At 51.2% G+C, this 15,754-nt stretch carries 13 protein-coding genes; 7 read left to right on the top strand and 6 right to left on the bottom strand.

Going from position 1 to position 15,754, the window contains the following annotated elements; translation table 11 throughout:
- Positions 1 to 37: 37 nt before the first annotated feature.
- From B5G37_RS11285 to B5G37_RS11255, 7 genes are all read left to right on the top strand, one after another.
- Positions 38 to 1,003 (top strand): DUF6076 domain-containing protein, encoded by a 966-nt coding sequence (locus B5G37_RS11285; protein WP_087257561.1) that lies wholly within the window; start codon positions 38 to 40, stop codon positions 1,001 to 1,003.
- A gap of 175 nt (positions 1,004 to 1,178) precedes the next feature.
- Complete coding sequence (locus B5G37_RS11280; RefSeq protein WP_087257559.1) at positions 1,179 to 3,839, top strand: SNF2-related protein; 2,661 nt, start codon at positions 1,179 to 1,181, stop codon at positions 3,837 to 3,839.
- Positions 3,832 to 4,662 (top strand): restriction endonuclease, encoded by an 831-nt coding sequence (locus tag B5G37_RS11275; RefSeq protein WP_087257557.1) that lies wholly within the window; start codon positions 3,832 to 3,834, stop codon positions 4,660 to 4,662. Before B5G37_RS11280 ends, B5G37_RS11275 begins: the two co-directional genes overlap by 8 nt.
- Positions 4,663 to 6,513 (top strand): site-specific DNA-methyltransferase, encoded by a 1,851-nt coding sequence (locus tag B5G37_RS11270; protein WP_087257555.1) that lies wholly within the window; start codon positions 4,663 to 4,665, stop codon positions 6,511 to 6,513. It abuts the gene before it with no gap.
- Between the two features lie 2 nt (positions 6,514 to 6,515).
- Positions 6,516 to 7,052, top strand: coding sequence for a hypothetical protein (locus B5G37_RS11265; RefSeq protein WP_204217917.1), 537 nt, complete (start codon positions 6,516 to 6,518; stop codon positions 7,050 to 7,052).
- Positions 7,053 to 7,088: 36 nt separating this feature from the next.
- Positions 7,089 to 7,685 (top strand): hypothetical protein, encoded by a 597-nt coding sequence (locus B5G37_RS11260; RefSeq protein ID WP_087257553.1) that lies wholly within the window; start codon positions 7,089 to 7,091, stop codon positions 7,683 to 7,685.
- 361 nt (positions 7,686 to 8,046) lie between these two features.
- A complete protein-coding gene (locus B5G37_RS11255) occupies positions 8,047 to 9,849 on the top strand; it encodes a DEAD/DEAH box helicase family protein (RefSeq protein ID WP_242962876.1) in 1,803 nt (600 codons plus the stop codon).
- Positions 9,850 to 9,935: 86 nt separating this feature from the next.
- Here B5G37_RS11255 and B5G37_RS11250 read toward each other — a convergent pair whose 3' ends face one another.
- From B5G37_RS11250 to B5G37_RS11225, 6 genes are all read right to left on the bottom strand, one after another.
- Positions 9,936 to 10,352 (bottom strand): helix-turn-helix domain-containing protein, encoded by a 417-nt coding sequence (locus tag B5G37_RS11250; RefSeq protein WP_087257550.1) that lies wholly within the window; start codon positions 10,350 to 10,352, stop codon positions 9,936 to 9,938.
- Positions 10,349 to 10,558, bottom strand: coding sequence for a helix-turn-helix domain-containing protein (locus tag B5G37_RS11245; RefSeq protein WP_087257548.1), 210 nt, complete (start codon positions 10,556 to 10,558; stop codon positions 10,349 to 10,351). The genes B5G37_RS11250 and B5G37_RS11245 overlap by 4 nt, the downstream gene beginning before the upstream one ends.
- Positions 10,545 to 10,904, bottom strand: coding sequence for a hypothetical protein (locus B5G37_RS11240; protein WP_087257546.1), 360 nt, complete (start codon positions 10,902 to 10,904; stop codon positions 10,545 to 10,547). Before B5G37_RS11240 ends, B5G37_RS11245 begins: the two co-directional genes overlap by 14 nt.
- Before the next feature lie 146 nt (positions 10,905 to 11,050).
- Positions 11,051 to 11,395 (bottom strand): sigma-70 family RNA polymerase sigma factor, encoded by a 345-nt coding sequence (locus B5G37_RS11235; RefSeq protein ID WP_158099409.1) that lies wholly within the window; start codon positions 11,393 to 11,395, stop codon positions 11,051 to 11,053.
- Positions 11,396 to 11,733: 338 nt separating this feature from the next.
- Positions 11,734 to 15,021, bottom strand: coding sequence for a DEAD/DEAH box helicase family protein (locus B5G37_RS11230; protein ID WP_087257542.1), 3,288 nt, complete (start codon positions 15,019 to 15,021; stop codon positions 11,734 to 11,736).
- Between the two features lie 17 nt (positions 15,022 to 15,038).
- Positions 15,039 to 15,629, bottom strand: coding sequence for a hypothetical protein (locus B5G37_RS11225; RefSeq protein ID WP_143482936.1), 591 nt, complete (start codon positions 15,627 to 15,629; stop codon positions 15,039 to 15,041).
- Between the last annotated feature and the right edge of the window lie 125 nt (positions 15,630 to 15,754).

Raw genomic sequence — 15,754 nt, 5'->3', positions numbered from 1 at the left:
ATCTTTTTACAATTAGTCTAATCCGAGGTGACCAATCATGTGGTACAGCAAAATGTATTTCTCAGAGAAGCGGGAGTTTTTTCAGTTTGATGCCTCCGGCACTCAGGGCGCACCAGCCACCTGCCGGGAGTTTCCCTTTTTAGAAAGCCTGCTCACCTTTCTGGAAATGGACTGTCAGGAGCTTACTCCATCCCTGGAGCGAATCAGCCACAACTGGAATCGCCTGGTTGCAGAAGATGACCGTCAGGCCGGAACTGACGCCATGGTGGAACTGGCCCAGTTGGGACAGCGACACATCTACTTGGAGCTTTTGTATGTGCGTTGGTATGACCGTTTTTCCCGCATGGGCATTTATGACGACCGAGGCAGCGCAGAGGATCAGCAGATGTTGGACGAACTGCAACGCCTCTTCCAGCAGCTCCCCCTGTACCAGAATCAGATCCAACGTTTCTTTGACTTAGTCTTGGACGTGGACAGCGCAGGACGTAACCCCCAGCTTCAAGCATCTCAGAACTATCTATACGATGCTCCCAAAGATCCCGACCTGTTTTCCTTCCGCCCTATCCCCCTCAGCTTTGAGCCGGTGGAGCCTGGGCGTTGTTCTCCCGTCCTGTATTCCTCCAGTATTTCGGACATGATCGACTACTCCCTGCGCAGCTGTGTGGAGAGAGGCATTACCGTTCGCCGCTGTAAGAACTGTGGCCGTTACTTCCCTCAGACCGGACGGGTCAGCGCAGAGTACTGTGAACGCCCCGTGGCAGAAGGACAGCAGACCTGCCGGGAGGCCGGGGCCTTCCAGCAATGGACGAAGAAGCAATCCGATGATCCAGTCTTTAAGGCCTACCGCAAAGAATACAAGAAGCGCTTTGCCTGGATCAAGGCGGGACGCATCTCGGACACCGATTTCTACGCCTGGAGCGAACAGGCCAGAGAGATGAAAAAGAAATGCGACAGCAACACCATTACCCTGGATGAGTTTGTGGCGTGGCTGAAGCAGTCCTGATGCAAAAACAGAGGTTTTCCAGTTTCAGCGAACTAAAAAACCTCTGTTTTACATTTTAGGTGATGAACTCCTGAGTTTTTTTGTTTTCAGCGTCGCAAGAATCTCCCCCTATCACCAGACATTGTATTCCACCGCAAAATCTGGCATAATAAGCCATACGAGGGGAGGAATTTCCATGCTGGCATCGCCGTTTCACGCATACTACCAGGCCAGGCAGCTGGCCCAGCTACCAGAGGAGGAGCAGTTGATCCCGGTGTACGCGTCTTCGGACATTCAGATTTATCCGTTTCAACTGGCTGCGGCTCATTTTGCCTTGCGCTCCCCTTATCAAAAGGGCGTTGTTCTGTGTGACGAGGCAGGCCTGGGCAAAAGCCACGAGGCCATGCTGGTGATCACGCAGAAGTGGCTGGAGGGATGCAGTCGGATTCTGCTGGTGATTCCCAATGCCGACCTGCTGCACCAGTGGGTGGAGTTGCTGGAGCAACACTATACCGTCCCCTATGTGGTGCTGACCCATCGTGACCACTGGCAGCAGAACACCAGCCCAGACACCCCCAACGCCTTTATCCAGGACGCCCTGATCATCACCACCTACGACTTCGCCGCCGATCACGAGGAAGCCGCCAAGGTGGTGAACTGGGATTTGACAGTATTTGAAGAAGCCAACACCCTCTCCCCTGTTTATCAGGAGGACAACAAGCAAGCCAAAGCCCTAAAACGTATTGCCGGGGATTCCTTCAAGCTGTTGCTCACCGGCACCCCCATTGAAAAGAACATCATGGATTTGTACGGCCTGATCTGGTTCATTGACGAAACGGTACTGCCCAGCGAGCGTGAGTTTCTGGCCCGGTATCTCCGCCGCCCGGAGAACTACCCGGAGTTGAGCCGTTTGGTCAGCCCCTACTGCTTCCGCACCCTTCGCTCCCAGGCCAAGCGCTACGCCAAGGTGCCAGAACGTGTGCTGATGACGGTGGAGTATACGCCGTCCAGCCAGGAACGGAACCTCTATGAGCTGCTCTATACCTACATCAACCAACCGGAAAAGAAAGCCTTTCCAGAGATGAACCAGTACGACCTGGCTCTTCGCCTGCTGGGTTTGCTGAGCTCCTCCACGGCGGCGGTGTTGCAGACCATCAAGGGGGTCATCAAGCGGCTGCACGGCATGGAGGATGCACAGGAGGAGCTGGCCCAGTGGCAGGAAATGCAGGCCGTGGCGGAAAGCATCCCCCAGGATGCTAAGGCCGCAGAACTGCTGGCAGTTCTCAAACAAGGATTTTCCCTGATGAAGAAAACAGGAGCCAAACGGAAAGCCGTAATATTCACGGAGAGCGTGGAGACCCAGAAAATGCTCCAGCGTCTCCTGTCTCCCCACTACTCCACCCTCTCCTACCACGGCAGCGCCGATTACTCGGTGATCCGCCGCTTCCAGGAGGAGGGTGAAGTGCTGCTGTCCACCGACAATGGGGCCAAGGGCTTCCATTTGGCGGACTCCGCCTTTGTCATTCACTACGATTTACTGTATAATACCCTCAAGATGGAGCAGCGCATCGACCGTTGTCACCGACTGGGACAGGAGAATGATGTCCTGTCCGTGGCCTTCATCGACAAGAACAACTTCGCCGATGTCCGCAAGCTGGAATTGGTCAACAAGCGGATGCTGGTGACGGACGGTGTCTTTGGCATCACGGATGACGTGCTGGGTGGCTTTACCGACGACGTGACAGCGGCCTTTCCGGTCATCGCCCAGCGGTTACGCTCCAAAGCCCAGGTGGAGCAAGATTTTCAAGCCACCCTGGACACCTACGAGGAGGGCAACCGACAGACGGTCTCCGCTGCTGAGGATGTACTCTTTACCACGTTCACCCGAGAACTGGCGGATAAGGTAACGCTCTCTCCCCGGTACATTGACCGCAAGGCCCAAGAACTCAATGACATGCTGTGGGAGGTTTCCAAGTGGTTCTTTGAGCGCTACAACGAAAAAAACACCGACTGTCACTTTGTCATAGACGAGGACAAGCGCACCATCACCGCCACCAATTATGAGCAGCTCCCGGTGCTCTTCTACTACTGGACGGGAAGCCGGAACAAGCCCTACCGCAGTCAAAAGGTCTACGGCATGGGTAAGGATTTCCGGCCCAAGGCGGGACAGATCACCCTGTCCAGCACCATTGGCCGCGGAATTCTCCACGAACTGGAATGTGCCGACACAGGTAAACTGACCGTTTCCGGCATGGAAGAGGTGTGTGAAATCGGCCTCTACACCGTCACCCTCACCTCTTCCTCCAGCCGCACAGAACAACTGGTGTTGTGTGGGCAGACCGAGAGCGGCAAGGAGTTGGACGAGGAAGCCTGCAAAGAACTTCTCGCCCTGCCCGTGCTGAACTGCACCGAAGAGGGACATTGTTCCCCACACTGGCTAAAAAGCGGCAGCCGCCCCCATGGATTGGATAAGCTGGTTCCCACCCAGAAACTGATGGAGGCTCGGATGGAAAAGTTGTCCCCGGCCCAGGCAGATGAGATGGAGCGAATGAAGCAGCGTGTCACCGCCGAAAAAGCGGCCCTCAGCCGGGAACTCAACATCTTGGACAGCCAGGTGCAGGAAGCCCAAGCGGAGTTGGAGACCGTCACCGGCGACCGGCTCCAGCGGTTGACCTTGCAGAAAAACGTGACAAAGCTGCGCCAGGAGTACATGAAGCGGCAGGAAGGGCAGTTCTTTGAGGCTATGCGGTTGGATATGGAGCTAGAGGAGAAAAGAAAGGCTTTTGCTGAGGCAGAAAACTTGACGGCAAAGGTGCAAAGAGAATTTGTAGCAAAAGTAAGGTGTTTAAATGTCTAAAAATACAGGAAAACCATACGAGAAGCTGACACAGAAAATCTTTTCACAGATTGTAAATCAAAATTCTGTTCAAAACATAAATGTTCAACATGACATCACTCTACCAGGAAAAACTACCTTCCATCAAATTGATGTATATTGGGAATTTGAAGTTGGTGGTTTACAGTATCAGACGGTTATTCAAGCAAAAGATTGGAAAAACAAAGTTAAAAAAGAACAAATGTTAGCCTTTAAAGCGATCCTTGATGACTTCCCTTCCGGCACCAAAGGAGTTTTTGTTTCAAAGAGTGGCTTCCAATCTGGCGCTATCGAAGTCGCACAGGCTCATGGTATTAAAATCTATGAGCTAAGAAAACCAGCAGCCTCTGATTGGATAGGTAAAATGACGGAACTAAATATTGAAATTAACCTACAAATACCATATGCCGATCATCTAACCTTAGAGTTGGATAAGCAATGGATATCTGATAATAAAATTAACGTTCAGGTGTTGCCATCAGGCAAAAAAAATCTTCAAAATTATGAGATCATAAACAGTCAGAAAGTTCATATGTGTTTTGTCTTTGATATTGTAACCGACTTTCTGAATAAAGCATTACCACAAGAAACATATTGTGAAAAGATATTTGATGATGCATTTATTGCAATGCAAGATGGATGCCTTGTCAAGATTAGCCGACTTTCCGGCAATTTTGGTTACAGAACAATCACACAAAGAGTACACATTGATGTTGAGAGTGTTGTCGGCATGATTTTGGTTGATATTTTGAGCGGTTCAACTTGCCGTTTTGATAAAAACAACAACCTTCTTGGAGGAACATAAATGACTGAATTTATAAATGGACTAAGTATGGATATCGAACAAACTAACCTAGACAAGCTTCGTGCTGTATTCCCTGAGTGCGTCAGCGAGGGCAAGTTGGACATTGATAAGTTACTGGCCCTGTGTGGGGAGTACATTGAAAACGACTTTGAAAAGTACAAGTTTGAGTGGAAGGGCAAGGCGGAATGCCTGAAGCTGGCCCAAAAGCGTTCCACCGGGACGCTGCGCCCCTGCCCCGATGAGAGCGTCAACTGGGACACCACCCAGAACCTCTACATTGAGGGGGACAACCTGGAGGTTTTGAAGCTGCTGCAAACCGCCTATTACCGCAAGGTGAAAATGATCTACATTGATCCTCCCTACAACACCGGCAATGACTTTGTGTACGCCGACGACTTTGCCGACCCCATGGCACGGTACAAGGAAGTGACCCAACAGACCACCAAGTCCAACCCAGAGACCATGGGACGGTATCACACCAACTGGCTGAACATGATGTATCCCCGTCTGCGACTGGCTGCAAACCTTCTGCAGGATGATGGTGTGATTTTTATTTCCATTGATGATAATGAGGTCACAAACCTGCGCAAAATTTGCGACGAAGTGTTTGGCGAGGAAAATTTTGTTGGCTGTGGCGTATGGAAAAGAAGGACTTCTTCCGCTATGGATCAATCAAAAGTGTCAACAGATCACGAGTACCTGCTTATGTATCACAAAGGAAAGTTCCTTCCTTTTGCCGGATATAAAAAGGATTATAAAGGATATTCAAACCCTGACAACGATCCGAGAGGCCCTTGGGTTGCTGGCGACTTAACAGTCGGCATGAATGCCGATATGCGCCCCAACCAGTACTATGACTTGGTCGATCCTAAAACTGGGAAAACATATCACCCCAGTTATAATCGTGTATGGTCTTACGCTCCGGATAGTATGCAAAAGCTGATAGAGGAAGATAGAATCGTTTTCCCCGAAGACACTTCTCAGCGTCCTATGAAAAAGAGATTTGCCAACGAGCTAAAAAGTGACACAAATCCATTTTCCACGTGGATGAGTGATGTGGGATTAAATACCGAGGGTACTAGGGCTGTATATACCTTGTTTGATGATAAAAGTCTCTTTAATTACGCAAAGCCAATTAGCTTAATAAAGGCTCTTATTTCTCAGGTAGCAAGCGGAGATGACATCATTCTGGACTTCTTCTCTGGCTCCGCCACCACCGCCCATGCGGTGATGCAGCTCAACGCCGAGGACGGTGGAAGTCGGCGGTTTATTCTGGTTCAACTCCCCGAAGTGTGTGACGAAAAGAGCGAGGCATACAAAGCCGGATACAAAAACATTTGTGAGATTGGCAAGGAGCGTATCCGGCGGGCCGGAAAGAAGATTCTGGAGGAAAACGCCCAGGTTTCTATGGAGGAGGGCAAGCGCCCCCTGGATGTAGGCTTCCGTGTGTTCAAGCTGGACACCTCTAACCTGAAAACCTGGGATGCCACCCCCATCGAGGACGAACAGCTGGATTTGCTGTACCAGCGCATGAACGCCATGGTTCACCGGGTCAAGCCAGAGCGCAGCGATTTGGACATGGTGTATGAGATCATGCTCAAACTGGGCGTGCCTCTCACCTACTCCGTCCATGCGATTGATGTCAACGACAAAACCGCCTATGCCGTGGGGGACGACTACCTGCTGCTGGTCTGTCTGGCTGAGAATGTCCAGCCCGAGGACGTAGAGCAAATGACGGAATACGCCCCCGCCAAGGTGATCATCTCCCGGGATAGCTTTGCCGACGATACCGCTATGGCCAATGCCTACTATATTTTGCGGGATCATCAGATTGAATTGAAGTTGGTGTAATCGTGTCACAACAATATCGCTATCGTTTAACTCACACACAAAAGACATCTATTGCACAAAATTTAATCAGGGCGATCTCTTCTCGTGAACCATTATCCAAGGAATCCGCAACTTTTATAGTTGAGTGGATACTCACTGGCCCCGAAGATAAGGTAAAAGCATTTTATGATGTTTGGGACATTGTCTTAAAGAATTATTTACCCGATACCCGCCCCGTTCTGTTCCGTGCGTGCAGTAGACGGTGTGACGGAAAAATCGCAAGTTTCACTGGAAAGCTGGAGACCGCACGACGCTTTTCGGAGGGAAAGGGGCTTTTGATCATCTGTGATACCAAAGACACATTGAGTACATCTCACCTGGATACACCAGGTGCTTATCGACACACCTTTTTCCCAATTACCCAATTGGTAGAATTGGATTACAAATCTGAAAAGCCCAGAATTCGCCAGTCTATCTATGAACGATATAAAGGCGAAGATGAATATATCATGCGCATCAACCGTGGCACCATGCATACTTTTAAATGGTGTCATGAATAGTTTCAAAGATGGATTTACGTGATAGAGAGGAAAATAATGGACACAAATCAACTCCCTAAGAACTTTTTCAAAAAGAATCCGGTGGACCAATTATCTGCCGCTTATATTGGCTATTTTTCTATGAGCACTGGATTTACCGCACAACTGGAAACAGAAATTTTTAATCTAACAAAATCCGAGATGGACCCTCAGCGGCTTGAAAACATCCATCAGGAACGTGAGGCAATTCAGAATCTCCACAGCGGCGAAGATTTTGTGCGGTTTATGCGAGGAAATTACGACATTACCAATCGAAGTGCATTATGTCAGCGAGCACTGACCATGCAGGTCGAAGTCATCCCCCTTATGCTGCGCCGTTTCCGCACCAGTATGCAAGATATGTTTATCGAAGCTGCCGTCTACATTCTTGCCCACGCAGAACAGGACTATGTGGATCAACTGAAGGATATGTATCCTGAGATTGGGAATCCCTATACCCAGAGCATGGCCTGTCTGGTGTTTGGCATGCAGAAGCAGGAGGATACCCTGCCTCTGCTGCTATCCGAATATGAGCGGCTGAAACAGGAATACCCCGATGAAAGTTTCTGTCAGGGTCCGTTATTGGCTATTTATATTTTGTACGGCAAAGTGTAGTGGCGGGGTTCTATCCCCTGGATTCTCGTTGGCTCATGGGGCGGCATGGAACCCGTCCTTCTGCCAGTATTGGACACTTAATATGAATGGGTGATCTGCATGAAAAAAATTAGATATAACTGTTACGTCACAGATAGAGACATAGATAAAATCATAGAACAGAAATTTCCTGGTCAAATATGTCCGGAGTGCGGTAAAAATGGGGTATATGCAGGATGCGTTGAAAGACACTATGATGTGGCAAAAGAAGAAAATATTATACTCTCGTTTACCCCATTCTGTAGCAAGTGTGGTGCCATTTTAGGTGTTTGGGATAATACAAACCGAAGTTACTTTTGGGGAAAGTGATGTGGCGAACAGAATGAAGCTGAAATTTAAAACTCAAGATTTCCAAACCCAGGCTGTGCAAGCTGTGGTAGACCTATTCACTGGCCAGGAGAAAACCCAGAGCACCTTTTCTGTGGTGGATGAGCGGCAGATGTCTCTGCTCAGCGACTGGGGCCAGGGAAATGCCCTTTACATATCCCCGGAAGCTGTGACCGCCAATATGCACACGGTTCAGAAGCGGAATAACCTGCCCCTGACTGATACCGCCGAGACCATGCAATTTTGCATTGAGATGGAGACCGGCACAGGCAAAACTTACGTCTACACCAAGACCATCTTTGAGCTGCACCGCAAGTACGGCTTCACAAAGTTCATCATCGTGGTGCCGTCGGTGGCCATTCGGGAGGGCGTGTACAAGTCGTTCCAGATCACCCAAGAGCACTTTGGCCTGCAATATGGCAATGTACCCTGTCGGTACTTCATCTACAACTCCGCCAAGCTGTCTGATGTGCGCCAGTTTGCCACCAGCTCCAACATTGAAGTGATGATCATCAACATCGATGCCTTTAAGAAGGCGGAGAACATCATCAACCAGTCCCAGGACAAGCTAGGCGGCGAGACGGCCATGGGGTTCATCCAAAATACCAACCCCATCGTCATCATTGACGAGCCCCAAAGCGTAGACAACACCCCCAAGGCCAAGGAGGCCATTGCCTCCCTGCATCCCCTGTGTGTGCTGCGGTACTCCGCCACCCATCGGGAGAAAATCAACCTTCTGTACCGCCTTACCCCGGTGGATGCCTACCAAATGGGGTTGGTAAAACAGATTGCCGTGTCCTCCAATCAGGTGGCCGGTGGGTTTAACCAGGCCTATGTGCGACTGTTGTCCGTGTCCAACGAGAAGGGCTTCAAAGCCCGGGTTGAGATTGATGCCAAGGACAAAACCGGTGTTGTGAAGCGCAAGGCATTTACCGTCAAGCCTGGAGACGACCTATTTCTTCTGTCCGGACAACGGGATCTCTACGAGGGCTACACCATCGCCGGGATCGACTGCACCCCGGACTTTGAACACGTGGAGTTCGGCAACACTCAGGAGGTAGCTCTGGGCAAAGCCATTGGAGACGTGGATGAAAACATCATCAAAAAAGCCCAGATTCGCCGCACCATTGAGACCCATCTGGACAAGGAGCTGCGGTATCTGGACAAGGGAATTAAAGTTCTATCTCTGTTTTTCATCGACAAGGTGGACAAGTACCGCCACGAGGACGGCACAGCGGGAATCTATGCCCAGATGTTTGAGGAGTGCTATCAGGAGCTGATGGCAAAGCCCAAATATGCCGCCCTTCAATCCCGCTTCCCTGCTGATGTGAGCAAGGTACACAACGGCTACTTCTCCCAGGACAAAAAGGGTCGTCTCAAGGACACCAAGGGAGACACTCAGGCCGACGACGACACCTATAACACCATCATGCGGGACAAAGAGTGGTTACTCAGCTTTGACTGTCCTCTGCGTTTTATCTTCTCCCACTCTGCCCTGCGGGAGGGCTGGGACAATCCCAACGTGTTCCAGGTCTGCACCCTGATCGAGCAGAAATCCACCTTTCTGGATTTGACCCCATGTTTCAACCTGCGCAAACTCCCGTCACTGCCCGCACTGCGGGCAGTTGTGGCTGGCCAGGTGACACCAGGCCTTTATCCTGCCTTTCGTCGTCGCAAGCTCCATATCCCTCATTTCCGCCCCAAAGGGCGAAAACTCGCTCATTCCACTGCTCCTCCTCTCCCCACCGAACCCGCTTGCGCTGGGCTTCGGCGGGGGCCCCGTTTTGGTCCTTCGTAGAGTTCTCGAAAGTGGCCCAAATTCGCTTCAAATTCCCCAGGTGGGGCAGGGGCCTTCCTCTGTCCAGTCATCGGGCACACAGCCCCTCACAGCGGCGTACACAGTGCTTCTTGGGCCTGCTGCTCCTGGAGCTTCTGCAGTCGCAGCCGCTCTGTTTCCTGTCCCAGCTCCACCAACTTCTGCTGGTAGTGCTGATCAATCACTTCCAGTGGAGGCAGTACTGTGTACAACAAATTCCCGTTGCGTGTCACGCCTTTCCTAGTTGTGACCTTGGTGGGCTCCGTGGCAATCATGCCACGGTCCACCAGCTTCTGCACATACTTGCTCACCGTATTTTCGCTCATCCCTGTTGCACTGCCGATGTTCTTATAGCTGGGCCAGCACTGGTGTGTTTTCTGGTCTTCGCATCGGCGGAGGTAGCTGTACACAGACAGTTCCCCCGGGCACAACCCCAAGATGAAAATGTCATTGGGCAGAGAGAAAAAGTTTCCCTGGTACTTCATCTTCCACCTCCCGTGCGTTCCATCACCCACTGGATGAACTGTTCCTTGGGTACCACCATGCGATTGCTGATGCGCAGCATAGGGAATCCTGGCTCGTGCATCAACTCGTACCCACTGGACGCTGACACACCCAGCACTTTTGCCACCGTTTCAGAGTTGAGAAACAGCGGCAGTTCGTCGTAGCTCCGATATTCAGATTTCTTCATTCCATTCCTCCTCACATTCACCGGGATGGAGCAGCTGCAGAAATTCCTCTACGCTGCTGACCACCCCTGTCCGTTTCATTTGTCGGTACCGGAGCATATCACAGGTGGTCCGGAAATTCACCTCGGCACACTCCAGCAGTTTGTCCATTGCCACCATCTGTTGATGGAGGCTGAGAGACGTGGGCTTGTCTGGAGACATGAGGTAGGCTTGCACCTGATCTGCATCCGGCAGATCCTCGCCCAGCACCTTATTCATCCCATCCAGAACATACTCCAACGTCTCCCGCTCACATTTGATTTCCAAAAGTCTATACAAAGCATCGTGGTTTATCTTGCATTCTTCCATGGTTTACACTCCTTTGATGATTTCTTGAGGTGTATCCCACTGCGGCCTCCAGTGGAGTTTTGCAACGCAAAAACTTTGCCCTCACTTATAAGGACACTGACAGCCAGTTTGTAAACCAGAAAAATGAAAAAAGTTGAGGGGCCCTGTCATGTGACAGAGCTCCTCAACGTTTCGTGGAGTTTTTTCAGTCGCTTTGATACCGCCTTTTTGGACACGCCATAGATCTTCCCAATCTCCTCCATGGTCAGATTCTTGCCATATCGGAGTTCGATGAGATCCCGGCTCTGGTCGCCCAGGCCATCAACGGCCTTCCGCAGATTTTCAAGCCGGAGGTTCCAGAGCACGGCATCTTCCACGGGACGCCTGACACAGTCCGAACAAGACAGCACCGTTTCAAACTCACTTTTACTCAGATGCCTTTGGTCCCGTTTTTTCTCTGCCTGTTCCCGTTTCCGATCCTGCTCCAGGAAGTCTGCGACCTCCTTTGGCACTGATACTGGCTCCCCATTATAGATGATAACGACAGTGTCGTTCATTTGTGTCCTTTCCGCTTTCCACGGAAAGATACACACCCGCGCTGCCGGCACAGCGCCAAATACTGAAGACCTTCATGGAAGTTTCCTTCGTACAGGGGTGGTTATGGTTGCCCTACGAGGCCCATGAACGTCTGAGGTCACACAGGGGTGTGGACCTCACCGGAAAGCTGCGAGTTTTGGCTTTCTCCTATGTTTATTATAGTACAGATGTTCTATTCTGTCAACACCTACAAAGGGAGAAGGTCGAGGCACATGATGAACCTCGACCTTTTTTCTTTTCAGCGGCGCAATCCTCATGCCGCTGCATTGGCGTTAATGCAGTCAATGACACTCTTGATTCCCGCCCACAAGGACAGGTCGGTAAACACTTCCACGATGCTCCCCTGGTCGGTAAAGGGCGGCTCCTGAAGCACAGACAAGTCCTTCATCACCCCATTGCGGACGATGTACTCCACGATCTGGTTGACAAAATAGATCTGTCGGCTGTCCAGATTCACATCATTGAGGTACTGAGCGAAGGCCTCCTTGGCAGCGTTCATATCCAAGCCCACAATCTCCCGGACAAATTCACCCAAAGGCTTCTGTCCCACTTCCGCCTCGTAGTCCTGCTTGGTACCTACCTCACTCCACAGGATGGTCTCCAGCTCCTTCACGTCCTCCTCCGTCAGCGGAACGTTAGAGCGTAGCTTGGCAATGGCGGCGTTGTCTTGGTGCTGCCGGACATAGAACTCTGCTTTGGCCTTGTAGTTCTTCAAGTCGTCATTCTCCAACTCCGATTCCTTCCACTCCACAGAGAGAATGTCATCGGTAAAGTTGGTGGTGTACACCTGTCCGTTCCGGGGCAAATATTTCATAAGCCCACGCAGGCATTCCCGGATGTGTTCAAACTCGTTGATGCCGGCGTTGTCCAGATAATTGGTATGTAGAATCTTTTCAATCAACTCCGACTGCGCCCGGATTTCCGGAATGTTGGCCACACTGGCCACGCCACTGACCTTTTTGAATAGGTCACTGCGGGCCTTGGCATACTTCTTCCCCACCAGGTAGGCCAGCTCAATGCCGTACATCAGCGCATCGAACCGCACGGCGCTGGCCTCGTCTACATCTGGCTGGAGCAGCGGCGCCACCTCGTCCCGGAGATACAGGGTGTCCTCATAGCTGAGAGCCTTGTAGCTCTCGGGGGCGGCAAACTTCTCCACATAGCGCAGGTGCTGCCGCACGGCGAAGTTTTCCCGGTCCAACTCCTGCACCTTGGCCAGCATTTCCCCCACCAGTCTCTCCCGGAAGGGAATCAACTCTTTGGTCTGGTAGGCCAGCTCCTGGAGCTTGTAGACAATCTGAGCCTTGAGGTAGAAGATGGCACTTTGCAAGGCCATCTGGTTGGCGGTGGCCTTTCCCTTGTTCATGCGGAAAAACTCAAAGTTGCCGCACAGGTCAAAGATATAGAACTTCTCCTTGTCCTTTCCGTCCAACAGGCCCGGACACAGCCGGGTCCCTCGGCCAATCATCTGCCAGAACTTTGCCTTACTCATCACCTTTTTGAAAAATACCAGATTCAGCACCTGGGGCACGTCAATGCCAGTGTCCAGCATATCTACGGAGATGGTAATCTGGGGCAGTTTCTTGGGGTCTGAGAACTCGTCAATGGCACTTTGGGCATAAGTCATGTAGTTGTCAATGACCTTGGCGTAGCCGGGCAGATGGGGAAACTCCTTTCCGAAGATCTCCAGGATCTTCTCGGCATGGCGGTGGTTCTTGGCGAAGATGATGGTCTTGCCCAACTTCTCCCCGTAGTCAATTTTCAATCCGTGTTCCATGAGGAGCTGGAGGGCCTTGCGGATGGTGTCCTCGTTGAATACCCATTCATTGAGTTTGGAAGAGTTGATGCGCTCAGGCAGCTCTCCGTTTTCATCGGTGAAGGTGTTCTCGTACTCCTCCCGCTCCTCCTGGGGCAAATCATCGTAGGCGATGCCCTCCTCCAGGAATTTCAGCTTGCTCTCTGCAATGAGGAAGTCCACCAGAAAACCGTCCTTTACCGCCTGAGCCAGTTCATAGCCGTAGGTGGGGACGCCGCTCTCCAGTTCAAAGACCTCATAGGTATTTTTGTCGATCTCGTCCTTTGGGGTGGCAGTAAGGCCCACGAGAGGGGCATCAAAGTAGTTGAAAATATCCCGGTACTTGTTGTAGATGGAGCGGTGAGCCTCGTCGCAGATCAGCAGGTCGAAGTGGCCCACGGTGAACAGCTTCCCCTCCCCGTCCTCCACCGTGTCAATACAGTTCATCATGGTCTGATAGGTGGAAAAGACGCAGTGGGCGGTATAGTTGTCCTTCTCCTCGCACAGGTTAGTCACAGACAGGTCGGGCAGCAAATTCACAAAGCTGCGCTTGGCCTGAGTCACCAGAGAATTGCGGTCGGCCAGGAAGAGGACATTTTTCACCCAGCCGTGTTGGAGCAGCACGTCCACCAGAGCAATCACCGTCCGGGTCTTGCCCGAACCAGTGGCCATGACCAGCAGAGCCTTCCGGCGGTTCTGGGCCAGGGCCTGACAGGTGGCCTTGATGGCTCCCTCCTGGTAATAACGACCCGCAATGTCCCGGTTGACCTGGATGTACTTGAGGCTTGTACGCATAGCCCGCAGGTTGAACAGCTTTTCCAGATCCCGCTTGGAGTAGAAGGCAGCCATCCGTCGTTCCGGGTAAGCCCCATCGTCCAGACGGGTATCAAAGCCGTTGGTGAGGAAGATCACCGGGCGGCGACCATACTTCTGTTCCAGCAAATCAGCGTATAGCTTGGCCTGTTGGCGGCCCTTGGCCGGGTCCACACAGGTACGCTTGGCCTCGATGACCGCCAAGGGTCGGTGGGCATCATCGTAGAGCACATAGTCAGCATAGCCCACCTCGCTCTGGTTAGGCATACCGGGAAGCTCCACCTCATTGACCCAGTCCTTCCCTTCCGTCCATCCCGCATCGGTGAGCATGGCATCAATGTACAGCTTACGGGTCTTGTACTCGGAGAGATCCAGGGGCTTGGGGGTGTAGTTTTGCTGTTGAGCCTCCCGGCGGGCGGTGAGTTCGGCCCGAAGGGCCTCATTCTCTGCCATGAGGGCGGCAAGGTCTACCTCGGGCACCGGAGCAGTTGCCGGGGCAGAAGTCTGCCCTTCCAGCAGTGCCGGGTCAAATTCTCTAGGGGTATAGTCTATACCATAGCAGTAGGCCACAAAATCCATGAAGTACCACAGATTTTCCAGGCACAGCTTGGCCTGGTCCGGGGTGATCTTCTTCCCTGCGTGGGCGGCGGCGTTGCCTGTCTGGCGGATGTACTTAAGCCGCTGCCACAGGTCCCGGTCCACGATGGTCCGAAAGTCCTCCGTGTCCATGAGGCTGGCCAGCCGATCGTCATAGGGCATGACCAACCCGCCGTCCACAGAATACATCCACTTGATAGCAAACTCCAGGCTCCGGCGGCAGTTCAGCGCACAGGCCGCCGGGTCAATGGTATAGATTTTTTCGGCTGAGACAGCCACCTCTCCGAAGGTGGTGAATTGGGGGTCGGAGATGAGAAAATCGAAGTTGGTCCCCATGTGCAGATCCCTCTTTACTACTTTTTGATTGCTAACAGCTGCGTCATAATAAAATCCCCGTAGGGAGTTAGTGACCAATATGTATTCGTGTCCTTCGTGCTACGATTTTTCTTCTTTGTACTCAAACACATTAACCCCAGTGCCCTAAATTGTACAATAATTTGGTTAAAATCATCTCTATCCAGCACAAAATTGCTAGCTTTCATCAGGTCAGAAAACTCAGGTTTAGCTAGGATTATATTCTTGTAGCTGGCAACCAACCCAACTAAAGCTCTTGCTATGTCGACTTCTGAACACTCGTCTATCATCTCTGGAGCAATGCAACCAAACAACTCATTCCAGCTAAGCAAAAGTGAAGAACTACAATCATACGTCTTCCACGTCTTTTTATGAGTGGCTCTAAAATCAAATCTCAACTCAACTTCATCGTCTCCCTGCGCCAGTTTTTCCGAACCTTGAGGAGCTTCTCTTGCAATAGCTTCTAATCGTCCTCTTAACTCCTCATTTTCTCTTTGCAATCTTGAAATTTCTTTCAAGGATTGCTCATCTATCACGCTATTGCTTTTTACCCAACCTTCTGCTGGAAATTGTTTAATCAATTTTACCATACTTCGAGTATAGTGGCTCAGTTGTCAAGACAAAAATCTAAGATTTTTATAATGAACTGATACGGTGGATAAGTTACAGGGATGAGGTATAGGACGGTGGAATACTCCCATTCCCATATATGCTA

Source organism: Pseudoflavonifractor sp. An85, from assembly GCF_002161235.1.
Lineage (GTDB): Bacteria > Bacillota > Clostridia > Oscillospirales > Oscillospiraceae > Enterenecus.
Note: the sequence above shows the minus strand (reverse complement) of the source record. Positions and strands in the feature narration are given on the sequence as shown.